This window comes from Bradyrhizobium sp. B039 (assembly GCF_038965675.1).
Taxonomy (GTDB): Bacteria; Pseudomonadota; Alphaproteobacteria; order Rhizobiales; family Xanthobacteraceae; genus Bradyrhizobium; species Bradyrhizobium diazoefficiens.
The window spans coordinates 3670903-3697869 of record NZ_CP152416.1; the positions used below are offsets into that span (position 1 = coordinate 3670903).

Consider the following 26967-nt stretch of genomic DNA (forward strand, 5'->3'; position numbering starts at 1 on the left):
CCCTCAAACCCAATACGCGATCCGCGCCCGATAACGGGAGAACAACAGTCCCGACAAGGCAACGTTGATCAGCGTGACCAGTCCGACCGCCGCGTAGTTGGAGGCTGTCGGAACCTCCCCGAGCAGCGGCGCGCGAACGATTTGCAGCAGGTGATAGACCGGATTCAATTCCGTCACATAGGCCGGAATCTTCACCGCATCGGGCTTCCACATTAAGGGCGTCACGAAGAACAGGATCTGCACGACGGAGTTGATCACTTGTGGGATATCGCGAAAGCGCGCCGAAATCATCCCGATCGTCAGGCTGATGGCCATCCCGTTGAAGGCGACGATGCAGAGCGCGGGTATCGCCAGAAGCGCAGCTGCGCCCGGCCAGATACGAAAATACAGGATGATGCCGAAATATATGATGAAATTGTGGGCCAGCATGATGAGCTTGGCCCAGCTTGCCCGGTAGACATACAGCGAGAACGGCAGGCTGATTTGCTTGATATAGGCTTCGGCCCCCGAAAACAGCGTACCACTCTCCGTCAAATAGCTCGACATGAAGCCCCAGATCAGAAGCCCGATGCCGCAATAGGGCAGGAACTCCTCGACGGGCTGCTGGAACAACCTGGCATAGAGCAGACCCAGGGAGCCGATCAGGATGCCCATGCTGACCGTGAGCCAGAGCGGCCCCAAGATCGAACGCTGATAGCGTTGCCGGATGTCGTTCCAGCCGAGACGGCCCCACAGCCGCCAGAGTAACAGCCCGCATACGATATCAGCGCGCGCGGCGGCCAAGGCGGAGCGATCGGTGCTTCGCACGACCGAACCGCTTCGCAGTGCCCCCTGGATGGTGCCGCGGGCCATGCCCGATATCTCCAAAATGATGCGCGGCCGCGATTAAGCAGGTTCATGCGGCCAAATCAAAGCTTTCGAGAGGAACGGCAGTAGACCCCGGCTATGGCCGATGGCAAGGCCGTGGTGCCGGTGATCAGCAGCGGCCGCTACGGTAACCTGTCGGCTGAAGAACTCGACGTCGGGCTTGAGGATGCCGTCGCAGGACGAGCAGGACGGCACGTTGAATGACGAGAAGTCCGCGGCATCGAGATCGGCATCGCCGTCGGGCGCGTCTAGGGCGTCAAGGTCGAGCCAATCGGCGTTCATGCACTCGCCTGAAATGCGGCGCGCTGCGTTTTCGCTGTCAATCGGCTTGCGAATTGTGCAAGCCGATTGACGGACGGGGCCACGTGGCGCCCGATGTTTCTAAAGTCGAGGCCCGACGGTATCGGCCGCACTCAGCGCGGCACAAGGCACCGGGCGGAGCGGTCTGATTATCGTGATCTGACTGTCTGGCCTCATCGGGAAACAGTGCGCCTTGGTAACCAAGCTAGTGAGAGGGCACGTCCTGTTCCTGGCAAATAAACGATCCTTAATGGTCGGCAGTGAACGTTGGTGCATGGCCGGTGGCAGCCTTGGCATACGCTGGCCAGCTGCAGACTTGAGCTCGCCCCCTGTTGGCGATGGCTATGACCTTTCGATCAGGTCGCGCGAGCGCTCCATCGTTGCCAGCAGCCCGACCCGCGTCGTATATGCCCATAAACCGATACAGAACATGCGAGATGGCGCGCGCTAGATCCTGAAGACAAATGGTGACTTCTGCGGCAAAGCACCTGAATACGCTCGACCCTGTGGGCCCAATGGATACACTTGAAACAACGTCGACAAACTCGCAGCCGAGCTGGTGGTCATATCCAGTCCGCACGCAATTTACCAATGATCTCCTCGGAACGGCAACTTTTACGATGCTGCCTTGGTCGACTACAGGCTTCCAGATCATCTTGCTCATCTGGCTGACCGGGATCTTGGGGGTCTCATTGCGAGAGGATGGCGCTGCGATCCTGCTGCACTTGCGTCGCCCTCACTGCATGTTTCCACTGCTGATATTCGTGCTTGCCCTCGCCGGCACCGCTTGGAGCGAAGCACCCTGGCTGACGGCGCTCTACACCATCAAATCGACCGCCAAGGTTATCGCCCTGCCTTTGATCGCCTACCATTTCGAGCGATCGCAACGGGCGACTTGGGCACCTGCTGCTTTCTTCATCTCCTGTTCTCTGTTGATGGCGCTTTCATGGATGTCGTATGTCGAGCCGTCGATCAGACTTGAGGCGTCAAAGAATGCCGGCGTACCAGTCAAGAACTACATCGACCAAAGTCAGGAATTTGCGCTTTGCATGATCGCAGCGGCGCCGCTCGCGATGGAGTTATTCAAACAAGGGCGGATCGCCATATTCGGCGGGCTTGTGACCTTGATAGCCGCCTTCTTCACCAATATGATTTTTGTCGTCTCGGCTCGCACAGCGCTAATCTATATCCCTGCTATGTTGGGCGTTCTCGCACTTAAATTTCTAACCCGCCGACAATCGATGACGCTGCTGCTTGCCGCCCTTACGGCCGCCGCGGCCTTATGGACAACCCCATCGTTCTTGCGAACAAGAATCGCGGATGTTTCGCGTGAATATCAGCTTTATCTTGAGAATGTCCCGCGCTCGACAGGGCAGCGCCTCTACTACTGGCAGGAATCACTGACGTTCTTTGCGGCAGCGCCGATCATTGGGCACGGTACCGGATCCACGGAGATTTTGTTTAGCCAGAAGGCACAGGGAAAAATGGGCCTGGAGGCCGAAGTGACGCGCAATCCTCACAATCAAACGCTGAACATGGCGGTTCAGTGGGGCGTGCTGGGCATTGCCGTGCTATATGCAACCTGGATTTGTCACCTGCTCCTCTTTCGTGGGAGGGGCTTTGCAAGCTGGCTCGGGTTTCTTGTTGTTACACAGAATATCTTCAGCTCACTGCTCAATTCCCACTTGTTCGACTTTCAAGAGGGATGGATGTACGTCCTAGGCGTGGGCTTGGGTGCTGGCGTCCTCACCAAAGAGGGTCGGGATGGCGAGGTACACGTGATCGCCACGCACCCACGAACAGTAGCAGACGGCAGATGATGAGATCTCGCCTCGGATCGCGACTTTTCGCTCGATATCAAGTCACGTGCGCCGATGGGGCTCTCGGCATGCGAGATCTGCAGCTGCCGCGAAATGGCAGCGGGCGACGTATGCGGCCCTTCCTCGGACGGCGTCACGCGATCGTCAATGAGCGAAGCGACAGAGAATCAAGTCAATGTTCAAGTCTTTCAGTCGGTTAGAAGGCGGCGTGTGCACGACGTGTGCACCGGGAGATCAAGAAAAATCTAGTGATAGCGAGTTTGAGCAGTCGAGCTTCGACGCAAGCCAGCAGTGCAGGTGGCTTCGACCGAGAAGCGGATCTTGTTCGCCGGCATGGTGAGCAGGCCAGTGTTGGGTCGCTGGGTGGGGCAGGGGCTGCTGGTCAGGGCGTAATAATGAAAAATGCTGATGTCGGGGGGCGAGTCGCTCCCCGACTACCAGGGGCCACGATTTTGTGCACCAATCTATGATTTTACACGATTTCACACGTCGACAGACGCGGTTTGCCGCGCGTAATTATTTCACCGGCTTGCCAAGCTGTGACAGCTTGCCCCTCATCAAATGGCGATGAGTTCGAGAGGGAACTTCGGCAGGTGGCTCAGTACGTCGCTCGCCCACCAGACAGGTCGAAAACCGCGCCAGTCGAAAATGAGCATTCGTCGGAGGCGAGCCAAGTGACCAGCGCCGCTACCTCGTCCGGTCGTCCCGCACGTCCGAGCGGTATCTTTGCCAGCACGTTTCGATAGGCTTCGTCCGACATCTGCTTGACGAGATCGGTGGCGATCACGGCGGGTGCGATGGCGTTGACCCGGATATCGGTGCCGGCCAGCTCCTTGCCGAGAGATTTCGTCAGCGCGATCACGCCCGCCTTGGCAGCGGAATAGCCGGTCATGCCGGCATTGCCTTCCTTGCCGGCGATCGAGGCCAGGTTGACGATGCGTCCGGCGTTCTTCCGTCGCATCGGTGCGACGGCCGCCTTGCAGCAGAGGAACGTGCTGGTGAGGTTCACATCGAGCACGCGCCGCCATTCGGCAAGGCTGTACTGCTCGATGTTGACCGTAGGGCCCGTGATTCCCGCGGCATTGACGAGGATGTCGATGCGGCCGAAGCGCGCGAGGTGGCCCGTCATCACGTCATTGACGGCGGCCTCGTCGGTGAGATCGATCCGCTGGTCGGCGCCATCTGCGACGTCCCAGACGACGACTTTCGCGCCCGAGGCGGCAAGCCGCTCGCGAACGGCCTGGCCGATGCCGCCGCAGCCGCCGGAAATGACGGCGATGCGCCCGGAGAGATCGAGGCCGCTCATGTCGTCGCTCGTCTATCTGCGGCGCGCGCGACGATGCTGCGTGCCGCCGCCAGCGCGCGTCGTCCCCATTCCTCGGCGCCGAGCTTGGGCAGCCACTCATCGTTCGGAATCTCGAGGCTCAGCGGAAGGTCGTCCGGCAAGGCGCGGACGACCCCGGCGAGATCGATGCCGCCGTCGCCCGGGAGAAGCCGGGCGCACCGTGCCGTGTGGATCAGTTCGTCGTTGCTGGCGGGGATCCCTGCGGGCGCGTCACAGAGCTGGGCGTAGCTCAGCAATTCCCGCGGCAGGCCTACGATATCGTCAAGGGTGGTAGCCGAGCGCGCGGCATGCAGCGCGTCGACCAGCACGCGGCCGTTCGGCTCGCCGGCGTTGGTCACGATACGAAGGGCGGCCCTGGCGTTCTTCACCGCGGTCCACGGCATGAATTCGATATCCGCGGTGAGGTCGTAGGGTGCCGCGGCGCGACAGAATGCGGCGAATGACTCCGTCAGTCGGGCTTCGTCCGGATCGTCACCGGCGACGAGGATCGCGCGCGCCTTCAGCCTGCCCGCGGTTTCGAGGAAGGCTGCGAAGTGGTCCGCTTTGAAATACGCGCCAAGCCGTGCAATTTCGACGTCGAACACCGGCACGCCGGTGTTCTCGATGCACCGGATGGTTTCGCGCAACAGGGCGGGATCCGTGGCGAGCGGCGAGAAGTCGCCGCCGGGGGCGGCGGGCGCGATGCGGACCCCTATCGCCTGGTAGCCGAGCTTTTCGGCCAGGACCAGCGCGTCCGGAGGCGCCATCGGCGCCGAGGTGAGATAGGCGAGCGAATAGATGTGCGTCATGGCGATCGCCTCACGCCAGCGGAGAGATGGCGGTCGGCAGCGCGATGATCGAGCGCATCTCGCCGGTCAGCCAATCCGGCCCGCCCTTCGGCGGCCACACGCCCCTGGCGACGGATTCCGCGCGCACAGCGGCGCGGGCATCGAGGCTCGCGAAGGGCCAGATATGGGTGAAGCGCGGCGGCCCGTCCAGCGCATACATCGCAATCGAGAGCGGCGACAGCTTGCCGCGCTCGGGCATCGCGGCTTCCCACGCGGCGATCGTGGGAGGAACGCCGCCATGCTTGAGGCGATAGGTGCGGATCTCGTAGACGCTTCCGTACTTGCCCGGCACGACCGGCGGCAGGAATGGAAACGGCACATAGGTGTCGAAGCTCATCTGCGTGATGGCCTCGCCGGCATTGAAGGGATTGGCGGTGCGGAGCGCGCGCTCGCGCTCGCCGCGGTATGCCTCGTGATCGCCAAACGAGCGCAGCACCAGGAGCTGGTTGAGCTCGCCGATCTCGTTTGCCCAGCAGCCGAGCAGCGTGCCCTTGGCCTCCGGCGCCCCGACATAATCGCCGATCCCGGCCACGGCCTTGGCGGCGGTACCGAGCTTCACCGTCAGCGTTGCGATCTCATAGAGCATATTTCTTCTCCTTGCGGTCAGGCGGCGGCCGACCGGTTGTTCTTGAGCGGAATTCCGCCAGCGTGGTGCGCGGCGATGTAGCCGAAGGTCATGGCTGGACCGAGCGTGATGCCGCCGGACGGATAGCGGCCGGCCATGATGCTCGACATGTCGTTTCCGACGGCGTAGAGGCCGTCGATGGGCCGCTCCTGCGCATCAAGCACGCGGGCATGTTCGTCGGTGTTGAGACCTGCGAAGGTGCCGAGGCTGCCGGCGACGATCTTCACCGCATAGAACGGGCCGGCATCGACCGGCGCGACGCAGGGGTTCGGCAGATGAGCCGTATCCCCCTGCACGCGATTATAGGGCGTGTCACCGCGTCCGAAGGCGGGATCCTCGCCGTGCGCGGCAAATCGGTTGTAGTGCCCGATCGTCGCCTTGAGCCCTTCGGCGGAGATGTCGCAGGCGCGCGCCAGCGCCTCGATGCTCGCGCCTCGCTTCAGGTAGCCGTTGCGAATCCATGGCGTGATTGGGAAGGGCGGCGGGCGGACGCGGCCAAGGCCGTAGCGCTTGAGGAATTTTGCGTCGCAGATCGCCCAGGCCTCGGCGGGCGCGCCCGCGGGCGTGGCGGCGAACAGCGCCTTCATCACGTCGTGATAGGAATTGGCCTCGTTGGCAAAGCGCGTGCCGTCGCTGCGCACCATGATCAGCCCCGGCTTGGCGCGCTCGATCAGATGCGGAAAGTGGCCAACCGAGCCGTCGCGATGCGGGACCAGTGAGACCGGCGCCCAGGCTCCCGGGTCGGAGAGATCCGTCCGCAGCTCTCCGCCGACACTCTCTCCGAGGCGGATGCCGTCGCCGGTGTTGCCGGCCGGCGCCGCCGACCAATGCTCGTGGCCGCTTGGAGCGTGGGCAAAGAGCGCTGCCTTCCGCGCCGTATCGTGCGGGAAGCCGCCGCAGGCGAGCACGACACCGCGGCGGGCGCGAATCTCAAGCGTCGCGCCGTCATGAACGACGCGCGCGCCCGTGATGCGGGCTCCTTCGCTCAGGAGCGATCGGGCCGGCGCCGCCGGCATGATGCGAACGCCAAGCGCGTCGGCGGATTTCAACAGTCGGGCCACAAGCGCGTTGCCGTTGACGAGATGCATGCCGCGACCGAAGCGCAGCATGTCGACCAGATGCCGCGCGAGCCGGCGCGCGACATGCCGGAAGGAGGCCAGCGAGGAACGGGCGTTGAGAAAGTACCGGAGATCCGCGCCCGACGCGATGGCCATCCCGAACGGGGCGACTTCATCCAGCGGCGGCTTGAGATCGCGGAGGCGTGGACCGAGCTCACGGCCATCGATCGGCGCCGCGCAGAGCGAGCGGCCACCCGTGACCGCGCCCGGGCTCTTGCCGTGAAAATCCGGGATCTGGTTGCCATCGATGAAGGCAAGATGAGTCTCGCGCTGGAAGAACTCGATCATGCGCGGGCCTTGATCGAGGAACATGTCGACGCGGGCTGTGTCGTAACCATCGGCGAGCTCGTGCCGCAGATAGAGCTTGGGCTGCTCGGGGGCTTCCACGATGCCTGCCGCTCTCGCCAGCGGATTGCGCGGGATCCACATCCAGCCGCCGGACCACGCTGTGGTGCCGCCAAGCTGCGCCTCCTTCTCGACCACGATGACGTCGAGACCGAGCGAGGCGCCCGTAACCGCTGCAGCCAAGCCGCCCGCGCCCGAGCCGATCACGAGCAGATCGCAGTCGAGATGTTCGTCGCTTCTCACGTCAACCTCCGGTTCACGCGGCGCGACGCGCCTGGGACACCCCGAGCGCATGTCGCGCCGCGCGATAGGCAAACGCGATCGCCGGACCGATGGTGATGCCCGGGCCCGGATAGGTGCCGCCCATGATCGAATTCGCCTCGTTGCCGCAGGCATAGAGTCCCGCGATCGCGCTGCCATCGGCGCGCATGACCTGTGCCCATTCGTTGACGACGAGACCGGTGGCCGCGCCGATGTCGCCGGGATAGAGTCGCACGGCATAATAGGGCGCGGTCGCAATCGGACCGAGCGTCGGGTTGGGTCCGATCGACGCATCGCCGTTGACGCGGTGATAGGGCGTGGTGCCGCGCCCGAAGTCCGGATCGATGCCATCAGCGGCATAGCGGTTCATCGCCGCGATCGTGCCTTCGAGGTTGGTCGCGGGCACGCCGATCTTGCCGGCGAGCTCACTGATGGTCGCGCCCTCGGTCAGATAGCTGTCGGCGAGGTAGGGAGCGAGGTTGCGCGTGCCCATCCGTACCATGCCGAGGCCGTATTTCTTGAGGCCCGTGGCGTCGGTGATGATGAAGCAGGGAATGCAGGGCACCTGCTTGTCGTGCTCGAACATCGCGCGACCGAACAGGTGATAGGAGACGGATTCGTTGACGAAACGACGGCCGGTCTGATCAACGCAAACCGTGCCCGGCTTGCTGCGGTCCATGACGAAATGGGGGAAGCTCGCGGTGCTGCCGTCGGCGCGCCGTCGGATCGAGACCGGCGCCCAGAACGCATTGTCGAGATTGCCTTCGCCGAGGCGCGCGCCGAGCCGCAAGGCGATGTCCTGCATGGTGCCGGTGTGCCCGGGAGCGGAAGGGCTGTATGTCTCGCCCTTGGGCAGCAGCTCGCCGCGGCGTTGCGGATGCCGATTGAAGCCGCCGGCGGCGAGCACGACGCCGTGCGTGGCCGCTACGCGGCGGCTCGTTGTGCCGGACTTGAGCACCGCACCGGTCACAGTGCCGTTCTCGGTGACGAGATCCTGCACCTCGGTGCGGATCAGGATATCGACGCCGCGCGCATTGAGCGAGGCCAGGAAGCGGCCGATCAGCGCATTGCCCATCACCAGGCGGGACCCGCGTCGGCCCTTAAGCCGATCGCCGGCATAATGAGCGAGGATCTTGATGGCATGGGCAAACGAGCGCGCGGACTTCTTGAGGGCGAGCAGGTGGCCGATATCGGTGCGGTCGACCATCATGCCGCCAAAAATCGTGAACTCCGGGATCGGTGGACGGATATTGCCGAGATCGGCGCCAAGGTCGCGGCCGTCGAACGGCACAGGTTCGAGAGCGCGGCCGCGCATCGTAGCGCCCTCGAACTGCTGTTCGTAATCTGGATGGGTCGCATAGGGGCGGAACTTGACGATGCTGTTGGCTTCGAGCGTTGCGACCGCGTCCGGCGCGCTGTCGAGAAAGGCCTCGCGCATCGACGGGGCAGAATGATTGCCGACCACGCCGTCGAGGAACTTGCGGACCTTCTCCCGGCTGTCATCGGGATTGACGCTCTTCGAATGGTGCGAGTTGGGGATCCAGGTGGTCGCCGCCGAAAGCGCGCTGGTGCCTCCGACATATTCGGTGCGCTCGACCAGCAGGACCTTGCGGCCCTCGATCGCTGCGAACAGCGCAGCCGCCATGCCGGCCGCACCCGAGCCGATCGCGATAAGATCGTAGCGGGCATCGTCGGAAATCGCTTCGATGTTCTTGAACATGGCCGTCACCTCGATCCGTCGTGCGCGAGCAGGAAGTCGACCATCGAGCTCTGCAGTGCGTTGTACATTTCAGTGCCCGTCGACGTCTTGCAGCCGAGGCGCCGCGCCGCCTCGACGAGCGGCGAGACCGCCGGGCTGGTGATGACGCAGCCGACGAACGTGCTGGCTTTGAGCTTCGATGCGTCGAGCGGAAGCGGGTCTCCGGCCTTCATGCCGAGCGGCGTTGCGTTGGCGACGAGTTCGAAGCCGGACGGATCGGCCGAGCCTGGCCCGATCCCAGCCTTGCCGAGTGTGGCCAGCTTCGCGATCAGCTGGTCCCGGCGGGCAGCTTCATTGTCGTGAATGGCCAGCGAGCGAACGCCGGCTTCGACCAGCGCCATGGCGATCGCCGATCCGGCGCCACCCGCGCCGACCAGCAGCGCGCACTTACCGGTCGGGTCGTAGCCGTTGGCGCGTACAGCTCCGACAAAGCCGAGCCCGTCGACGTGGTCGCCATGCCAGCCGCCTTCGCGGCGTCGGCGCATGATATTGACCGAGCCGAGTAGACGGGCGCGGTCGGTCGAGGTTGCGCAGAATTCGTAGCAGGCAAATTTGTGCGGGACCGTGACGATGATGCCGTCGAGATTGCGGACATCGGTCGCGGCCGCCAGGAACGTCTTGAGACGGGCGCCGTTGATCTGCACCGGCACCAGGATGCCGTCATAGCCGCGGTCGATGAAGGCCTGCGTGACGCCGGCCGGCGATTTCACCTGGGCGATGGGGTCGCCGACGATGATGTTGAGGCGCGTGGCGCCGGTCAGGTTGAGGTTGATCATTCTTCTTCTCTTCTTGGCTAGGCCGCCCCGCGGGCCTGCGCCGCTTCGGCCTGGACCACGCCGAGCAGGCGGGCCTGCAGGTCATGGTCGCGTTCGAGGATCGCTGCATCGCCGGCAAAGGCAATTTGGCCGTTCACCAGCACATAGGCGCGGTCGACGATCGGCAGCACGGTCTCGGCGTGATGCTCGACGATCACCATGGCGACCTTGCCGCGCAGCTTGACGAGGGCGTCCATGACTTCCTTGACGACGGCCGGCGCGAGGCCCTCGAACGGCTCGTCGAGCAGGATCAGCTTGCTCGGCACCACGAGGGCGCGCGCGATCGCGACCATCTGCCGCTCGCCGCCGGACAGACTCTCGGCCTTGGCGGCACGACGCTCGCGCAGGCGCGGGAACAGTTCGAACACCTCGTCCAGGGCGATACCGCCGGGACGCGTGGCGAGCTGCAGGTTCTCGACGACGGTGAGGTTGGGGAAGAGCCGGCGTCCTTCGGGAACGAGCGAGATGCCGAGGCGGTTGATTTCGTAGGGCTTGAGGCGCGCGAGTGGCTTGTCCTCGAACGCGATGCTGCCGTTACTTATGGCAAGCGTGCCGCTGAGACCGCGCAGCAACGTCGTCTTGCCGACGCCGTTGCGGCCGAGCAGGGCGACGGCTTCGCCGGCGTGAACCGCAAGATCAACCGCTTCAAGGACCGTGCTGCCGCCGTAGCCTGCCGACACGGCGTTGGCCGCAAGCAATACCGGCGCTTTCGCATGGGCCATCCGCTCGACCGACGGCGGCGGCGACTGCGTGCCGTCCTTGGCGGCCCCGAGATAGGCCGCGACCACGTCGGGATTGGCGGCTATGTCGGCCGGCTTGCCGTCGGCGATTATCCGGCCCTGGTGCAGGACCGAGATGCGGTCGGAGATCGCAAGGACGCGATCGATGTCGTGCTCGATCAGGAGGACGCCGTGGGTCTGCGCGAGCTTCCCGATGAGATCGGCCACGACGACGCGGTCGGCCTCGGCGAGCCCGGCCAGCGGCTCGTCGAGCAGCAGCAGCTTGGAATCGATCGCGAGCGTAATGCCGATCTCGAGGAGACGCTTGGCGCCGTGGGGTAGATTGATGCATGGTTCGGCCGCGACGTCGGCAAGGCCGACGGCATCGAGGATCGACCAGGTCTTGGCGTTGACCTCCTCCATCGCATAGGCATCGGCGAGCATCTTGGCCGATCCCGTGCGCTGAGCCTGCACGGCCACGCGGACATTCTCAAACACGGTCAGGTTCTGGAATATCGACAGGATCTGGAACGAGCGCCCGATGCCGAGCCGGGCCCGAACATGCATCGGCGTCCGGGTGACGTCGCTGCCGTCGAACAGAATGCGCCCGCCGCTAGGCTTCAGTGCGCCGGACAGCATGTTGAAGAACGTGGTCTTGCCGGCGCCGTTCGGCCCGATGATGCTGTGAAGCACGCCGCTGTGGATCTCGATGTCGAGGCTTTTCGCCGTCACCAGGCTGCCAAAGTTCTTGCTCAAGCCGATAGTCTGCAGCAGCGGCTTGCCGCGGTCGACCTTGGCGGCGCTGCTTGCGAATGGAACGATGGCGGCAGGTCGGGGCGGGATGTCGAGACGCACGAGCGTCCAGCGCTGCCGGCCGAAGAGCCGCTGCCACAGGCCCTGCATTCCTTCCGGAGAGGTCAGCGCGAACAGCATCAGGATGGGTGCGAAAACCAGCCACCAGTTCTCCGTGATGGCTGACAGGCGGTCTTCCAGCAGAATGAAGGCGATGGCGCCCCATAGCGGCCCGAGCACGTGATGCACGCCGCCGAGCACGGTCATCAGCAGGGAGTCGCCGGCGTGCTGCCAGCTCAGATTGTTGGCATAGACGCCCTCGAGCATAAGGGTGAGCAGGCCGCCGCCGAAACCGACGAAGGTGCCGGTAAGGATCAGCGCGCCATGCCGAAAACGATGGACGTTGTAGCCGAGGCTGCTCGCCCGCTGCTCGTTGTCGCGCACCGCCTGGAGAACGCGGCCGAACGGGGAGTGGGCGATCCGCCACATCAGCCAGATGCAGATCACGGTGACAGCGACCACGAAGACGTGGAACGACCACGGTCCGGCAAAGCTCGTGCGATAGACGCCCTGCAGCCCGTTCTCGCCGCCGGTGACGCCGGTCCATTTGAAGGCGATCTCGAAGGCAATCTGCGAGAACGCGAGCGTCAACAGCGAGAAGTACAGTCCCCTGCGGCGCAGGATGATGGCGCCGACCACGAGCGCCAGCAGCGCGGAGAACACCGTCGCCAGCAGCAGCGAGACGAGATCGTTGCCGTAGCGGCCGAGGATGAAGAAGGCGGCCGCATAGCTCGCGCAGCCGAAGAACACCGAGGCGCCGAAGGGGACGAGCCCGGTGTAGCCGACGAGAAGATTCACGCCGGCGCCATAGAGCGTGTAGATCGCGATCTGCGTGATCAGCGAGATGGGCGCGCCGAGCAGCGCCCAGGCTGCGGTGAGCGCGGTGAGAACGAGCGCGGCGACAAACGCCGGATGGCGCAACAGAGCGAGACTTTTCACTCGAATCTCTCCCAGCGTTCGCCGAACAGTCCGCGCGGGCGGACGAGGAGAATGGCGGCCATCAGGATGTACATGGCTGCGCCCGACCATTCCGGCTGGAACTGGATGGTCATCGCCGTGGTGATGCCGACCAGGAGGCCGGCCACGACGGCACCCAGGAAGGAGCCGAGGCCGCCGATGGTGACGATCACGAAAGCCGGCATGATGGCGCCCGCCGCCATCGACGGCGTGATGGTCCAGAGCGGTGCCGCCAAGAGCCCGCCGAGGCCGGCGAGCAGGCAACCCATGCCGAACACGCCGCTAAAGACGATCGGCAGGTTGATGCCGAGTAGGCCGACCATCTCCGGATCACGCGACCCGGCGCGGATGATCCGGCCGTAAGGCGTGTAGGCGAGAAAGGCCCAGAACGCGACCAGCGTCAGCGCGGTCGTGAGCAGCACGAACATCCTGTATTTGGTGATCAGGATCGGGCCGTATTCGACGAAGCCGGCCAGGAATTTCGGCGCAGCGAAGGGCACGGGCGCGCCGCCGAAGATCAGCCGCAACACCGCCTCCGCCAGCAGTGCGAGCGCGAAGGTCAGGATCAGCCCGAGCAGCGGTTCCTTGCCATAGAGGTGCCGGATCAGGACCATCTCGACGACGACGCCGATCGCGCCGGTCAACAGCGGCGCGGCAAGCGCCCCCCACCAGCCGAACTCCTTGGCCAGGGCATAAGCGAGATAGGCGCCGACGGCGAAGAAGGCGCCATGCGCGAAATTGACGATGCCGAGCATGCCGAAGATGATCGACAGGCCGATCGCGATCAGAACGTAGAGAAAGCCGAGCACAAGGCCATTGACGGCCTGCGACAGGATCATGTCGAGCATGGCGTCATCCGTTTTCGGATTTGGGCCGCGCGATGGCGCAAGCGGATTTGCCCGCGTCATCGCGTTTCACCCGGGGTCAAACCTCAGAGCGTGTCCATCTTGCAGGCGCTGTCGCCCGCCGAACCGAAGGCCTTGGCGATGTCGTCCGGCGTCTTCGGCAATTCGGCCTTGACGTCGAAATAGTCCCACTTGTCTGATATCCTGGGCTGAATGCCGGCAACCAGGAGGCGGCTCGTCATCTGGTGATCGAAGTCGCGATAGCCGATATCCAGGTTGCCGCGGCGATACTTCCAGTTCTCCAGCGCCCGCACCATCGCGCCGGGCTCGGTCGACTTCGCCATCTCGATTGAATCGAGCAGGCTCTTCATGCCCAGCCAGCCCATCCAGGCCTTGTCCGCCGCTGGCCTGTGGTATTTCTTCTCATAGGCCGCGGCCATCGCCTGTTCTTCAGGCGAGTTGTTCGGATTCTTGTACCACCAGGTGATGGTGTAGAGCCCATCGGCGGCTTCGGGGCCGACGCCCCACAGGTCGGTGTTGCCGACAGAGATCTCGGCGAATGGAATCTTGCCCTTCATGCCGAGCTCGTTCCACTGCTTCAGGAAAGTGGTGAGGTCGCTGGCAGCAATGCCGCCGATCACGACGTCGGGCTTGGCGGCGCGAATCTTCAGGATGAAAGACGAATAGTCCGGTGTGCCGACCGGCACCTCGTCGGCGCCGACCACGGTGCCGCCATTGGCCGTGATGTAGTCGGTGAAGGCGCGCTTGATGTCTTGACCGAAAGCGTAGGACGCGGTCAGGAGGTACCACTTCTTGCCGATCGCAGCGCAGTAGGGGGCGAGAACGCGGGCATGAACATCGACCGGCGGCTGCAGGCGGAAGGTGTACTTGTTGCAGGACTTGCCAGTGAGGTCGCCGGTGGCGGCATTGGCCGCGACGTAAGGGATCTTGGCCTTCTTGGCGACCGATGAGATCGCGAGCGCGAAGGAGGAGAGCGCACCGCCGACCATGCCGACGACCTTCTGCTCGCCGACGAGGCGCTCCGCGCTCTGCTGAGCACCCTGCGGATTGGGCTCGTCGAGCCAGACGATCTCCGCGGGCCGCCCCAGGAGCGTGTTGTTGCGCTGTTCCAGTGCGAGCATGCCGCCCTGGGCGAGATATTCCGCCTGATCGACGATCGAGCCCGTCTTGGCCCAGATCATTCCGATCTTGATCGGCTCGGCGGCTGCCGCGTTGCCGATATACGGCATACCGAGGCGCGATGCCGCGAGCGACGTTGCGCCCAAGAGCAGGCCGCGCCGGCCGATGCGCAGGCCGGTTGCCGCTCGTGTCTTCTTCAGGTCCGTCATTGTCTCACCTCCCCTTCTGACATTGCGCCGGTCATTGCCGGCGGGCCGTGCATGCGGCTCTTGGGGCTTGCCCTACCATGACTGGAATTGGATTCCAATATCAAAAATCGAAAAATGGAATCCAATTCCAATTCTGATCAGCTCGTGCTAGAAGCCTCGCCGGGCGCAACGCAAATCAAAGAGGATGCGGAATGAGCAGGGTCGCCGTGGCGGTGATTGGGGCCGGCGCAATCGGACGGGCCCATTGCGAGACGATCCGCCGATCGGAGAGCTGCAGGCTCGCGGCGATCGCCGAACCTGCCGCAGCGGGAAAGACTTACGCGGAGAGCCTCGGCGTGCCCTGGTATGCGGATGCGCGCGATCTGCTGGGTGCAATGAAGCCGGATGCGGCGATCATCGCCACGCCGAATGCGACCCATCGCGAGTTCGCGATCGCCTGCATCGAGCGCGGCATTGTGGCACTGGTCGAAAAGCCGATCGCGAGCACGCTCGCTGATGCGGCGGCGATCGCGGCTGCCTCGGAGCGCGCGGGCGTGGCCGTTCTGGTCGGGCACCATCGGCGGCACAATCCGATCACGCGGCGAGCCCGTTCCATGATCGCCGAAGGCGCGCTCGGCCGCCTGACCAGCGCGACCGTGCTTGCGACCTTCTATAAGCCCGCCGATTATTTCGAGGTGGCATGGCGACGAGAGCCCGGCGGCGGGTCGGTGCTGATCAACCTCATTCACGAGATCGATCTGGTGCGCCACCTCTGCGGCGAGATCGCCTCCGTGCAGGCTGTCGTCTCCAACGCGGTGCGAGGCTTCGACGTCGAGGACAGTGCGGCGATCCTGCTCCGGCTCGCTGGTGGTGCGCTGGTGACGCTGAGCCTCAGCGACACCGCGGCAAGCCCCTGGAGCTGGGATCTCGCCAGCGGCGAGAGCCTGAACTATCCGCCGCAGCCGGCCGCGGTGCAGACGCATTTCCTCAGCGGCACCGAAGGCGCGCTGGCGCTGCCGACGCTCGACTATTGGCACTATTCGTCGGCGAAGAGCTGGTTTGCCCCGATCTCGCGCGACTCGGTTGGCGTCGAACGCGGCGATCCCTACCTTGCGCAGATCGATCATCTGGCGCGGGTGGTCCGTGGCAGCGAGGCGCCACTGATTACCGCCCGCGACGGCATGCTGACCCTGCGAGCCACGATGGCAGTTCACAAAGCGGCCAAAACCGGTCAGATAGTGCGGCCTGATCAGGAGATGGAATTGTGAATCAGGATGCTGCCTTGATGCTGAAGAACCCGGATCCCGTCGATGCGCCCAGCGGCCTTTTGGAGCGCACGCTCGGCGTGCTCGAGCTGCTCGCGACGAATGCCCGTGGCATGCAGTTATTCGAGATCGCCGACTCGCTGCACATTCCGCGCAGTGCCACGCACCGCGTGCTGACGAGCCTGATCGAGCATGGCTATGTCAAGCAGGAACGCGAGCAGGGCGCCTACCAGCTCACCGCCAAGATCGCCTCGCTTGCCTTCACCTTCCTCGCCGGCAGCGGCATCACCGATTTCGCCCAGCCGCTGCTGGATCACCTGGCGCGCGAGAGCGGCGAGCTGGTACGTCTCGCCATGATCGATGGTCGCGAGCTCGTATGGGTGGCTAAGGCGCAGGGCTCGCCCGCCGGCCTGCGCTACGATCCGGACATGGGCCAAGTGGGACGGCTGTCCTGCTCGGCGAGCGGTCACGCCTGGCTGTCGTGCCTGTCGGACGAGGACGCGCGCGCGCTGGTCGAGAAGCAGGGCTATGGGCTGCGCAAGGATTATGGCCCGCGCGCGCCCGAGAGTTGGCCGGCGCTGCTGAAATATCTGCGCCAGTCCCGCAAGCGCGGCGTCAGCATCTGCGTGCAGACCTATACGCCCTGGATGAGCGCGTCCGCGGCCCCCATCCGTCATCCCAAGTCCAAGGAGGTGACCGGGGCCGTGGTAATCGCCGGTCCCCATATCCGGCTGACCGAGGAGCGCATGCTCGAGTTGGCGCCGGCGCTGCTGCAGACGGCGCAGGAGCTGTCGATGGCGACGCTCGCCTCGCCCGGTCTCTACGGCCGTGCCGCGCGGCCGGGCGAAAGCTTCTTCGGCGCTGGCAGCTGATCGGCGCGGAGACCTGACATTATGCAGATTCTGATCACTGGCGGCGGCGGTTTCATCGGAGCGTGGCTGGCGCGACGGCTCGCGGGCGATGGTCATCGGCTGCGCGTGTTCGAGTCGGTCGAGCGCTCGGCGCAGTTCAACGGGATTGTCGGAGCTGCCGCAGCGTCCGTGGAGTGGCGCATCGGCGATATCGCGGATGGGCAGGCGGTGCGTGCCGCAGCCGAAGGCTGCGACGGAATTGTCCATCTCGCCGGCGTGCTGACGCCGGCCTGCAAGGCCGATCCCGTGCGCGGCGCGATGATCAACCTCGTCGGCACGTTGAACGTCTTCAACGCCGCGCAAGCGCTCGGTATCCGCCGCATCGTCTATACGAGCAGCGCCGGCGTCTACGGCCCTGACGACGAGACGACGCCGCGGCCCATTACCCATTACGGGGCATTCAAGCTCGCCTGCGAAGGCAGCGCGCGGGCCTATTGGGAGGACCATGGCATCGCCAGCATCGGCTTCCGGCCCTATATCGTCTATGGCTATGGCCGCGAAACCGGGTTGACTGCGGGCCCATCGCTGGCCTGCCGCGCGGCCGCGCGTGGCGAGACCTATATCATTCCCTATATCGGCACGGCTGGCCTTGTGTTCGTCGACGATGTCGTCGCGGCCTATTACGCCGCGCTTCGCCGCGAGCCTCATGGGGCGCACGTCTTCAACTTGCCGGGCGAGGTGGTTTCGAACGACGAAGTCGTCGCGGCCGTGCGTGACGTCGTCCCCGGTGCGAAGATTGGGATCGATGGTCCCGTGCTTCCATTCGCGGAGGACATCGGCGAGGGCGACTTGCGGCGCGCGCTTCCCGGCTTGCCCTTGACCTCGTTGCGCGACGGCATTCGTCGCACCATCGAGCTTTACCGGGCGGCCCCATGACGCTTCCGGTGCTCGGCGCCCACACTTTCGGCTTCGCGTGGGACTGCGTCGCGGAGGACGCCATCGAGCGGCTCGCCGCTGCGGGCTATCGCACCATCCAGTTGATGGCGACGCCGCCGCACTTCGATCCCTGGGTACAGGACGCCGCGCGCACGCGGCGAATTCGCGCGCTGATCGAGCGGCATTGCCTGTCGCTCCTGGCGCTCGACCTCGCCAGCAGCGACATCAATCTCGCAAGCCCGTCGCAACACGTGGTCGATTTTGCGGTTTCGTCTTATGTGGCCACGATCGACCGCGCCGCCGAGCTCGGCGCGCGCTGGATCTGCGTCGGCTCCGGCCGCCGGCACGCGCTGCTTGCCAAGGCCAACGACCGATTGATGGTGAGTTTTCGCGACGCCTTCGCCCGCATTTACGACAAGGCGGAGCGCGCCGGCGTGCCGGTCATCCTCGAAAACCATCCGCAGGGGCTGCTCGCCAGCGCCGCGGACATCACTCGCTTTCTCGATGCCGAAGGCTATGCCGGGATGCCGGTGATCTACGATGTCGCCAATGCCGTTGCGATTGGCGAGGATCCGGTCGAGGGTCTTAGGGCGCTGTGGCCCCGTCTCGGCATCGTTCATCTATCGGACAGTCCGAAGGGGCAGTGGCGACACGATCCGATCGGCTCGGGCGAGATCGATTTTGCGGCCATCGCTGCGCTGCTGAGGCAGCGAGCCTATGAGGGCAGGATCGTGCTCGAGATCCTGTCGGACCAGCCGCTCAAGGACATCGACGAAGGCGCCGCGATACTCAAGCGGCAGGGCCTGGCCTTTTCTCTCGCCGGCTGATCGCGCAATGCCGCTTCAGCTGGCAGCCGCGCGGGTCTCGTCGGAGAACAGCCGCTCGCGGAAGCGGCCCGGCGACAGGCCGACATTGCGGGAGAAGAAGCGGTTGAAATAGGCCGGATCGGCGTAGCCGAGTGCTGCGCCGATCTCGTTCACGGTCATGTCGGAGTAGAGCAGGTTGCGCTTGGCCTCCGTGAGCAGCCGATCATTGATCAGCGCCAGCGAGGACTTGCCTGTCGTCATCCGGCAGCAGGCGTTGAGGCGCGCGGCCGTGACGCCGAGCTTGCGCGCGTAGACATCGAGCGAGGGGTGATCGCGATAGTGCTTCTCGACCAGCTCGCGAAAGTGCATCACGGTCTCCGCCTCCCGTGCGCTGGAGATCGGACGGACACGCTCCTGCTCGAGCAGCCGGCGAACCGTTACTGCGAGCAGTTGCAGATAGGCCTTGATGGCGGTGCGGCGGCTAGGTGCCGACCAGACGAATTCGTGCTCGAGCGAGGCGAACAGGCCGACGAGGTCGATGTCGCGGCCGATCTGTTGCGACAGGAAGCGGACCGGTACGCGAAAGCCGTCGATGAGGTCGGCATCGTCATCGAGCGCGGATTGCAGGAAGGGCAGCGCCACGGTGATGACATAGCCGTCGGTGCCGGGTCTGAAGCGGATGGCATGGATCGTCAGCGCCGGGATGATGACCAGCGCCGGCGGCGAGACCTCCCAGCTCACGCCCTCGACCTCGACGGCGCCGCCGCCCTTGCTGATCACCAGGACCTGGTGATGGTCGGGATGCGTGTGCGTCCGGATTGTCCAATTGTGCCTGCCGCTGCGCACCGGGATCGGCTCGATATGGAGGAACGACGGTTCGACCTTCGAAGCCGCTTCCTCGTACAAAAAATAGTGCGGAATCATGCTTGCGGTTCCCTCCGCGGCAGTGGCGGTTAGTTCCGGTCGCTGCACTGCACTTATGAAAAGTACAATACAAAAAGAGTTTCGTCCATTGGCGGCGCCCGCGGTCGCGCCTATCGAGAATACGAGCCGTCGTCAGACCCAAACAAAGCAACGGCGCGGCGAGACCACGGGAGGAAACGGCAATGTCAGGACAAGCGCGTGATTTGTCGTGCGACGTGCTGGTCGTGGGCTCGGGCGCCGGCGGATTGTCCGCCGCGATCACGGCCCGGAAGTGCGGGCTCGACGTGATCATCGTCGAGAAGGACGAGTACTTCGGCGGCACCACGGCTTTTTCCGGCGGCGTGCTGTGGATTCCCGGAAATCGCCATGCGCGCGATGCGGGCGTCACGGACAGCCGCGACGCGGCGCGCACCTATCTCAAGCACGAGACCGGCCATCATTTCGACGATGCGGCGATCGATGCCTTTCTCGATGTCGGCCCGCGCATGCTCGATTTCTTCGAGAAGGAGACCGAAGCGAAATTCGTGCTGTCGGCCTATCCCGACTATCATCCGGACGTCGAGGGCGGCACCAAGCTCGGCCGCTCGGTGACCGCGGCGCCCTACGACGCCCGCGGGCTCGGCACGGAGATCCGCCGGCTGCGGCCGCCGCTCGAGACCATCACCTTCATCGGCATGATGTTCAACTCGTCCAATGACGAGCTGAAGCATTTCTTCCGCGTCACGAGTTCGCTCGCTTCGGCAATCTACGTGGCCCGGCGGCTTGCCAGCCACCTCTGGGATCTCGCCCGCTATCGCCGCGGGGTCAAGATCACCAGCGGCAATGCGCTGGCGGCGCGGCTTGCGAGGACCGTCTTCGATCTCGGGATTCCGCTGCTCACGGCAACGCCCGCGCAACGGCTGATCAGCCGGAACGGCGCCATCGCGGGCGCGATCGTCGGCGATACGCAGGGCGAGTACGCGATCACGGCGCGCCGCGCAGTAGTGCTGGCGAGCGGCGGTTTTCCGCACGATCAGGCGCGCATTGCGCGCGCCTATCCGCATCTTGCCCGAGGTGGCGAACATTTGTCGCCGACACCTGCGGCCAACACCGGCGACGGCATCCGCATGGCAGAGGTGGCCGGCGGCAGCTGCGACATCCGCTTTCCGAGTGCGGCGGCGTGGATGCCGGTGTCGCGCGTGCCGCTCGGCAATCGCACCGGCGTGTTTCCGCATCTCGTGGACCGCTACAAGCCCGGTGTGATCGCGGTGAACAGGCAAGGGCGGCGCTTCACCAACGAGTCCGAGTCCTACCACGACGTCGGCGCCGCGATGATTGCCGATGGCGCCGGCGGTAGGGAGACCGCGGCCTGGCTGATCTGCGATCACGCCACGATCCGCAAATACGGCCTCGGCTATGCCAAGCCGGCGCCAGTGCCGGTCGGCACTTTTGTGCGCAACGGCTATCTGAACCGCGGCGCGACATTGCGCGAGCTTGCCGCGGCCGCGGGCATCGATGCCGGCGGCCTGGAAGCAACGGTGCGCGAGTACAATGAAGGCGCGGTCCATGGCATTGACCGCGCGTTCAAGCGCGGCTCGACGGCCTTCAACCGCTATCTCGGCGACGCCGAGCACAAGCCAAACCCGAACGTGGCCCCGATCGGCACCGGGCCGTACTACGCGCTGAAGCTCATCATGGGCGATCTCGGCACATTCGACGGTCTGACTACCGACCTGGTCGGTCGCGTGGTGCGCCACGACGGTACGGCGATCGCCGGACTCTATGCCGTCGGCAATGATCGCGCCTCGATCATGGGTGGCAACTATCCCGGCGCTGGCATCACGCTCGGGCCGATCATGACCTTCGGTTACATCACCGGCCGTCATCTGGCTGGCCAGCAAGCCTGATCGACACCATCCAAACGGGATCAACAACGGTCCATGCCGGAAGGCAGGGCAGGTGAGGAAGAAACGACATGACCATGACACGCCGCAGTTTCGTCGGTGCCGGCCTCGCCACGGCGTTGGCGCCGCGCCTCGCCCGGGCGCAGTCCGACAACACGATCCGCATCGGCGTGATCACCGACATGTCCGGCATCTATCGCGACGTGTCGGGGCCCACGACAGTCGCCTGCGCACAGCAGGCGGCTGCCGAATTCATGGCGGCCAACCCTTCCATCAAGGTCGAGATCCTGGTCGCCGACCATCAGAACAAGGCCGACGTCGGCCTTGCGATCATCCGCAAATGGTTCGATCAGGATGGCGTCGACGTGATCGAGAATGTCGGCAACTCCTCGATCGCGCTCGGCGCCAAATACTTGATCGAGGACAAGAACAAGGTTGCCTTGATCACCACCGCCGGATCGTCGGACCTGACCGGCAAGAGCTGCAGCGCCAACCTCGTGCACTGGTCCTGGGATTCCTGGTGCCTCGCCCATTCGACGGCGACCTCGCTCGTGCGCACCGGCGGCTCGAAATGGTTTTTCCTCACCGCCGACTATGCGTTCGGCCATGCGGCCGAGGCGGACGCGGCGAAATTCGTTAAGGCGGCCGGCGGCACCGTGCTCGGCTCGGTCCGCTATCCCTTCGGGTCGACCTCGGACTTCTCGTCCTTCCTGCTGCAGGCTCAGTCGAGCGGCGCGAATGTGATCGCCTTTGCCAATTCCGGCAATGAGCTGATCAACTGTCTGAAGCAGGCCCAGGAGTTCGGTCTGGACCAGGGCGGCGCGCGCATGGCGGCGCTGGTCGGCTATGTTACCGACGTCATCGGCATGGGCCTGTCGACGGCCAAGGGCCTGTCGCTCACCGAGACCTTCTACTGGGATCTCAACGAGCGAACGCGCGCCTTCATGAACCGGGTGAAGCCGCGCCTGGCAGCAAACGTCTATCCCAACATGAGCCAGGCCGGCGACTACGCTTGCGTGCTGCACTACCTCAAGGCGGTGAAGGAGCTCGGCGCCGAGCAGGCCAAGCGCAACGGGCGCGAGGTCGTCGAGCTGATGAAGAAGATGCCGACCGACGACGACTGCTTCGGTCAGGGCATGATCCGCGCCGACGGGCGCAAGATCCATCCGGCCTATCTCTTCGAGGTGAAGAAGCCCGCGGAGAGCACGTCGACCGGCGACGTCTACAAGCTGGTCTCGACGCTGAGCGCAACCGAAGCGTTCCGGCCCCTCGACGAGGGTAGCTGCGCGCTCGCGCGCAGCTGAGAGAGCCAACCGGGAGATCCTCCGATGACCGAGCAAGCCATTGTCGACCTGCGTGTCTACACCATCCGCCTGCGGAAGATGGCGGAGTTCATCGAGGTGTTCGACCGGCTCGCGATACCGGTCCAGCTCAAATATCTGGGGCGTCCGCTTGGCATGTTCACGAGCGCGGTCGGGCCGCTCAACCAGATCGTTCATCTCTGGGGTTTCCCCGACATGGGAGAGTTCGAGCGCCGGCACGCCGAGCGCGACAAGGATCCCGACTGGCCGGCTTACTTGCAAGCCTCAGAGCATCTCATCGTCGCGCAGGAGAACCGGCTGATCCGCAGGATCGAGCTGCTGTCCTTGTCCGGCCTCGCCACCTGAGGCGCCAATCGCCTTTCCAACCTTGGAAGCCCCGCATGGCATGGATCAATCTTTCCGCGAAAGTTGCCGTCGTCACGGGCGGTGGTGCGGGCATCGGGCGCGGCATTGCGCTCGGCCTTTCGGCGGTTGGCGCGACCGTCGTCGTGCTCGACCGCGACGAGGCCGGCGCGGCTGTCGCGGCGGAGATTAGCGCAAGCGGTGGCCGCGCGGAGTTCCTAGCCTGCGATGTCACCCGCGATGACAGCGTCGCGCGCGCCGCCGGCGAGGTGGCGGCGAAAGTCGGCGAAGCCACAATCCTCGTCAACAATGCTGGCACGATGTTGCCGGGCGGGCTCGACACCACGAGCATGGCGGATTGGGACCGCATTCTGTCATTGAACCTGACCGGTTACCTGCGCTGCGCGCGGGCCTTCGGAGAGCCGATGCTGGCGCGCGGCGCAGGCGCCATCGTCCATGTCGCATCGATCTCGGCCTCATTTCCGCAGAGCTACAGCGGCGCCTACAGCGTGAGCAAGGCCGGCGTGGCCGTGCTGTCCCGCCAGCTCGCGGTCGAATGGGGACCGCGCGGCGTACGCAGCAACGTCGTCAGCCCGGGCATGATCCGCACGCCGATGACCGAGGCCATCTATCAGACCCAGGGCGTGTACGAGGCGCGGCGGGCGTTGGTGCCGGCACGGCGCATCGGCCGCCCCGAGGACATCGCCGATGCGGTAGTCTTCCTCGCGAGCGGGCGCGCGAGCTACATCACCGGTGAGGAGATCGTCGTGGACGGTGGCTTCACCCGGACGCTGATGGGCACGATTCCGCGCCCGGGCTTCGAGAAGAGCTGAGCTCGGCAAATCGGGTCGAACGGGAGGGTGTGGTGCTGCTCGAGGGAAAGGTTGCCGTCATCACCGGCGCCGGCTCCGGGATTGGAGCCGCGATTGCGCGACTGTTTGCCGTCGAGGGGGCGAAAGTCTTGCTCGGTGATCTCGCCGAAGGCGGAGCCGCGCTTGCGGCCGGGCTTGCCGCCGATGGTCACGCGGCGGGCTTCCAGCATGTCGACGTCACCGATGAGGCCTCAGTTGCCGAGCTGATGCAGGCAGCCGTCACGCTGTTCGGCCGGCTCGACATCCTCGTCGCCAATGCCGGCATTCCCGAGCGCAAGTCGCCGATCCACGAGCTCGATCTCGTCGACTGGCGCCGCGTGATCGACGTCGATCTCACCGGGGTGGCGATCTGCAACAAGTTCGCCGCAGGCATCATGCGTGCGACCGGTGGTGGCGCGATCGTCAACATGGCGTCGATCCTTGCTCACGTCGGTCAGGAGAACAGCAACGCCTATTCGGCCGCGAAAGCCGCGGTGGTCAATCTCACGCGCTCAGTTGCGTTGACCTATGCGCTTCAGGGTATTCGCGCGAACTGCGTTTCTCCGGGCTATGTCGATACGCCGTTGCTGGCCAAGTTGCCGGAGGCGACCCGCCAGGCGATGCTGGTGCGGCAGCCGATCGGGCGCTTGGCGCGGCCTTGGGAGATTGCTGAGGTTGTGGCCTTTCTTGCGAGCGACAAGGCCTCGATCATCACGGGCGCGTGTGTCAATGCCGACGGCGGCTACACGGCAATCTAATTGATCGCGTCGCGCCGGCGTGGCTATGGCGCAGAGCTGACGATTTTGGATCAGCTTGGATTAGGCTAGCCTGAGTTAGCTCAACTTGGCCCATGATGGATTGGACCGAGAGTTCAAGTTCTTCAATAAGTTAGAAGGCGGCGTGTGCACGATGTGTGCACGGAGAGATCAACAAAAATCTACCGACACCCAATTTGGGGAGCCAACAGCGCTCCAATTTCTGGGCTGGTGACGACTGGTTTGTCTGCGGCAGTCCCGCAGACTGTCGCGTTCAAGACGTCTGGGTAGGTTCAAATCCTGTCCCGGCAACCAACGATCGATACTAAGTCGCCAAGAAGCCCGGCCTCCGGAAGGAGGTCGGGCTTCGTTTTGCCCGCAGCAAAGCTCAAGATCGCGGCCAGATCGCCATTGAGCACGATTCCTAGCTCGTTCCCGTCGGGCAGAAGCGTCACCCGCTCAACCAAGGAAGCCCATACGCCAGATACGAATAAGCAATAATGCCGGCTTGCTGCGAATTGTAGATCTGCGCGCGAGAATACTAGGACTCAGTTCTGACCTTGCGTGAGATGGACAAAGCTGAAGTCAAGATTTGCCCCGTCTTTGGCATGCTGCCGCTCTGCTTTGGTCAGGTTCACGACATCTCCTTTCGAGAACAGATCCAGTAAGAAGATCGGGACGTCGAGCGCATACGGCTTCTTGCGATGACCGTCAGCTCCAGCTCGAAAGGCGAGGACGGAGACGCAAATAGATCAGGGCGAAATTGGCACACTCAGATGGTTGGGGATCTCGAGATCGAAGGCGCGCCGGTGGAAGTCGCCTCGTGGGCCACGCGGATCATCGAGTGGACCGGTTTGGCCATCCAGTTAACCTCCTTGCGCGGCAAGCAATGCGCAGCAAAGTCCAGCTGCTCTCCTTTTTGTCGTGCTTAGCTTGACCATCGATCCTCCCAATGGTGGAGGACTTTAGATAACGCTGATCCGTGCCTGGTAGTATCGGGCTGTTTCAGCACGGTGATCTATCATCTTCGCGCTGCGCCGCAGCAGGACTGTTGGCGCGTATCCAACAGTGGCTGTTGGCGCCGCGACACAAATCCGCTGGCACAAAAAATGCTGAGGCTGAAATCGCCGATGGCGCACCGAAGTTCGCCGGGGAGACGGAGGAAATGATGAGAGCCCAAGTATTGAGAGCCTACGACGAGAAACTTTCCAACGACCTTTGGGTCGGGGAAGAGAAGGTGCCTGATCCGAAGTTGACGAAATCAACCGACGTCATTGTCCGCATAGGTGGTGCGGGCGTATGCCGAACCGACCTTCACATCGTCGAAGGCGTGTGGAAGCCGCACATGGATCCGAGCGGTGACAAGCTGCTTCCCCTCATTATGGGGCACGAAAATGCAGGCTGGATCGAAGAAGTTGGCAAGGAAGTCGAGGGACTAAAGAAGGGCGATCCTGTCATCGTCCATCCGAAGATCAGCGGCGGGACGTGTCTCGCCTGTCGCCGAGGATTCGACATGCACGGTCCTGGAACGTTCCCAGGCCTCGATTGCAACGGCGGCTATGCAGAGTTCCTTTGCACCTCAGAACGCAACATCGTCCCGCTGCCACGGACTTTGGCGCCAAAGGATGTCGCGCCATACGCCGATGCAGGCCTCACCGCCTATCGCGCTGTCAAGAAGGCCACGCGTCACCTTTTGCCAGGCGAATCTTGCGTTGTTATCGGTGCGGGAGGATTGGGCCACATCGGAATCCAGTGCCTCAAAGCGATGTGTGCGGCCGACATTATTGTCGTCGACAAGTCCGAAGCATCGCTGAAACTAGCCGAAAAATCGGGCGCCAATCATCTCATGAAAGCTGACGGCAACGAAGTGGAAGCCGTTCTGGGTCTGACCGGCGGAAACGGTGCGGAAGCGGTGATCGATTTCGTCGGCGAGAAGGGCACGACGTCGAAGGGCCTGGCGATGACTCGTCCGATGGGCAGCTACTACGTCGTCGGTTACGGCGAAGACATTCGGGTGCCGACAGTCGACATGGTGATAACCGAGAAAAACATTATCGGCAATCTGGTCGGCACGTGGGCCGAACTAACCGAGTTGATGGCCCTTGCGGACCGAGATCTGGTTGAACTTGCCACGACCGAGTATCGCCTTGCGGACGCCAACAAGGCCTTGCACGATCTCAATGCAGGCGAAATTCATGGGCGGGCCGTGTTAATCCCTTGAAGGATAGCTGCATCATCCATCGCGAGCA

22 protein-coding genes and 1 pseudogene are annotated in these 26967 nt (G+C 64.2%); 11 read left to right on the plus strand and 12 right to left on the minus strand.

Annotation, left to right across the window (positions count from 1 at the left end; genetic code table 11):
- Nucleotides 1–3 precede the first annotated feature (3 nt).
- Together AAFG50_RS17035 and AAFG50_RS17040 are read right to left on the minus strand one after the other, a co-directional pair.
- The gene (locus AAFG50_RS17035) at nt 4–852 is read right to left on the minus strand and encodes an ABC transporter permease (RefSeq protein ID WP_011086433.1); all 849 of its coding nucleotides are present in this window, start codon (nt 850–852) and stop codon (nt 4–6) included.
- 156 nt (nt 853–1008) lie between these two features.
- A pseudogene (locus tag AAFG50_RS17040) lies at nt 1009–1146 on the minus strand (NAD-dependent deacetylase); the annotation flags it as partial.
- Nucleotides 1147–1682: 536 nt separating this feature from the next.
- Here AAFG50_RS17040 and AAFG50_RS17045 point away from each other — a divergent pair.
- Nucleotides 1683–2987, plus strand: a complete 1305-nt coding sequence (locus AAFG50_RS17045; protein ID WP_231166691.1) for an O-antigen ligase family protein — start codon at nt 1683–1685, stop codon at nt 2985–2987.
- Nucleotides 2988–3585: 598 nt separating this feature from the next.
- On the opposite strand, the gene AAFG50_RS17050 is transcribed toward AAFG50_RS17045, so the two are convergent.
- The 9 genes from AAFG50_RS17050 to AAFG50_RS17090 all read right to left on the minus strand — a co-directional run bounded on the left by AAFG50_RS17050 (nt 3586) and on the right by AAFG50_RS17090 (nt 14804).
- The gene (locus AAFG50_RS17050; protein WP_011086436.1) at nt 3586–4293 is read right to left on the minus strand and encodes an SDR family NAD(P)-dependent oxidoreductase; all 708 of its coding nucleotides are present in this window, start codon (nt 4291–4293) and stop codon (nt 3586–3588) included.
- On the minus strand, nt 4290–5120 hold the full coding sequence (locus tag AAFG50_RS17055; protein WP_028170742.1) for a sugar phosphate isomerase/epimerase: 831 nt from the start codon (nt 5118–5120) through the stop codon (nt 4290–4292). Before AAFG50_RS17055 ends, AAFG50_RS17050 begins: the two co-directional genes overlap by 4 nt.
- Nucleotides 5121–5130: 10 nt before the next feature.
- Nucleotides 5131–5745 (minus strand): NIPSNAP family protein, encoded by a 615-nt coding sequence (locus tag AAFG50_RS17060; RefSeq protein ID WP_028170743.1) that lies wholly within the window; start codon nt 5743–5745, stop codon nt 5131–5133.
- 17 nt (nt 5746–5762) lie between these two features.
- Nucleotides 5763–7490, minus strand: a complete 1728-nt coding sequence (locus tag AAFG50_RS17065; RefSeq protein ID WP_028170744.1) for an FAD-dependent oxidoreductase — start codon at nt 7488–7490, stop codon at nt 5763–5765.
- A gap of 13 nt (nt 7491–7503) precedes the next feature.
- Nucleotides 7504–9228 (minus strand): FAD-dependent oxidoreductase, encoded by a 1725-nt coding sequence (locus AAFG50_RS17070; protein ID WP_039184229.1) that lies wholly within the window; start codon nt 9226–9228, stop codon nt 7504–7506.
- A gap of 5 nt (nt 9229–9233) precedes the next feature.
- Nucleotides 9234–10043: a shikimate dehydrogenase gene (locus tag AAFG50_RS17075; RefSeq protein ID WP_011086441.1), complete on the minus strand. Its 810-nt coding sequence runs from the start codon at nt 10041–10043 to the stop codon at nt 9234–9236.
- Between the two features lie 17 nt (nt 10044–10060).
- Complete coding sequence (locus AAFG50_RS17080; RefSeq protein WP_311995517.1) at nt 10061–12592, minus strand: branched-chain amino acid ABC transporter ATP-binding protein/permease; 2532 nt, start codon at nt 12590–12592, stop codon at nt 10061–10063.
- Nucleotides 12589–13458, minus strand: a complete 870-nt coding sequence (locus tag AAFG50_RS17085) for a branched-chain amino acid ABC transporter permease (protein ID WP_028170747.1) — start codon at nt 13456–13458, stop codon at nt 12589–12591. The genes AAFG50_RS17080 and AAFG50_RS17085 overlap by 4 nt, the downstream gene beginning before the upstream one ends.
- An 83-nt stretch (nt 13459–13541) precedes the next feature.
- A complete protein-coding gene (locus AAFG50_RS17090; RefSeq protein WP_028170748.1) occupies nt 13542–14804 on the minus strand; it encodes an ABC transporter substrate-binding protein in 1263 nt (420 codons plus the stop codon).
- A 191-nt stretch (nt 14805–14995) separates the two neighbouring features.
- On the opposite strand from AAFG50_RS17090, the gene AAFG50_RS17095 reads away from it, so the two are divergent.
- From AAFG50_RS17095 to AAFG50_RS17110, 4 genes are read left to right on the plus strand one after another with little or no spacing between them, the layout of a single operon-like run.
- A complete protein-coding gene (locus tag AAFG50_RS17095; protein ID WP_028170749.1) occupies nt 14996–16051 on the plus strand; it encodes a Gfo/Idh/MocA family oxidoreductase in 1056 nt (351 codons plus the stop codon).
- Nucleotides 16048–16920, plus strand: a complete 873-nt coding sequence (locus AAFG50_RS17100; RefSeq protein WP_011086446.1) for an IclR family transcriptional regulator — start codon at nt 16048–16050, stop codon at nt 16918–16920. The genes AAFG50_RS17095 and AAFG50_RS17100 overlap by 4 nt, the downstream gene beginning before the upstream one ends.
- A 21-nt stretch (nt 16921–16941) precedes the next feature.
- The gene (locus tag AAFG50_RS17105; RefSeq protein WP_028170750.1) at nt 16942–17835 is read left to right on the plus strand and encodes an SDR family oxidoreductase; all 894 of its coding nucleotides are present in this window, start codon (nt 16942–16944) and stop codon (nt 17833–17835) included.
- On the plus strand, nt 17832–18662 hold the full coding sequence (locus AAFG50_RS17110; protein WP_011086448.1) for a sugar phosphate isomerase/epimerase family protein: 831 nt from the start codon (nt 17832–17834) through the stop codon (nt 18660–18662). The genes AAFG50_RS17105 and AAFG50_RS17110 overlap by 4 nt, the downstream gene beginning before the upstream one ends.
- Nucleotides 18663–18677: 15 nt before the next feature.
- Here AAFG50_RS17110 and AAFG50_RS17115 read toward each other — a convergent pair whose 3' ends face one another.
- A complete protein-coding gene (locus tag AAFG50_RS17115; protein WP_028170751.1) occupies nt 18678–19565 on the minus strand; it encodes a helix-turn-helix domain-containing protein in 888 nt (295 codons plus the stop codon).
- Between the two features lie 182 nt (nt 19566–19747).
- Here AAFG50_RS17115 and AAFG50_RS17120 point away from each other — a divergent pair, with 182 nt between their 5' ends.
- The 6 genes from AAFG50_RS17120 (at nt 19748) to AAFG50_RS17145 (ending at nt 26939) form a co-directional block, all read left to right on the plus strand.
- Nucleotides 19748–21451 (plus strand): FAD-dependent oxidoreductase, encoded by a 1704-nt coding sequence (locus tag AAFG50_RS17120; protein WP_028170752.1) that lies wholly within the window; start codon nt 19748–19750, stop codon nt 21449–21451.
- Between the two features lie 68 nt (nt 21452–21519).
- A complete protein-coding gene (locus tag AAFG50_RS17125; protein ID WP_028170753.1) occupies nt 21520–22752 on the plus strand; it encodes an ABC transporter substrate-binding protein in 1233 nt (410 codons plus the stop codon).
- 24 nt (nt 22753–22776) lie between these two features.
- Entirely contained in the window at nt 22777–23115 is a 339-nt protein-coding gene (locus AAFG50_RS17130) for an NIPSNAP family protein (protein WP_011086452.1), read from the plus strand.
- 35 nt (nt 23116–23150) lie between these two features.
- The gene (locus tag AAFG50_RS17135; protein ID WP_028170754.1) at nt 23151–23945 is read left to right on the plus strand and encodes an SDR family oxidoreductase; all 795 of its coding nucleotides are present in this window, start codon (nt 23151–23153) and stop codon (nt 23943–23945) included.
- A gap of 32 nt (nt 23946–23977) precedes the next feature.
- Nucleotides 23978–24721 carry a glucose 1-dehydrogenase gene (locus AAFG50_RS17140; RefSeq protein ID WP_028170755.1) on the plus strand — a complete coding sequence of 248 codons (744 nt, stop codon included), beginning with the start codon at nt 23978–23980 and terminating at the stop codon, nt 24719–24721.
- Nucleotides 24722–25886: 1165 nt separating this feature from the next.
- Nucleotides 25887–26939, plus strand: a complete 1053-nt coding sequence (locus tag AAFG50_RS17145) for an NAD(P)-dependent alcohol dehydrogenase (RefSeq protein WP_028170756.1) — start codon at nt 25887–25889, stop codon at nt 26937–26939.
- The last annotated feature ends 28 nt before the right edge of the window (nt 26940–26967 follow it).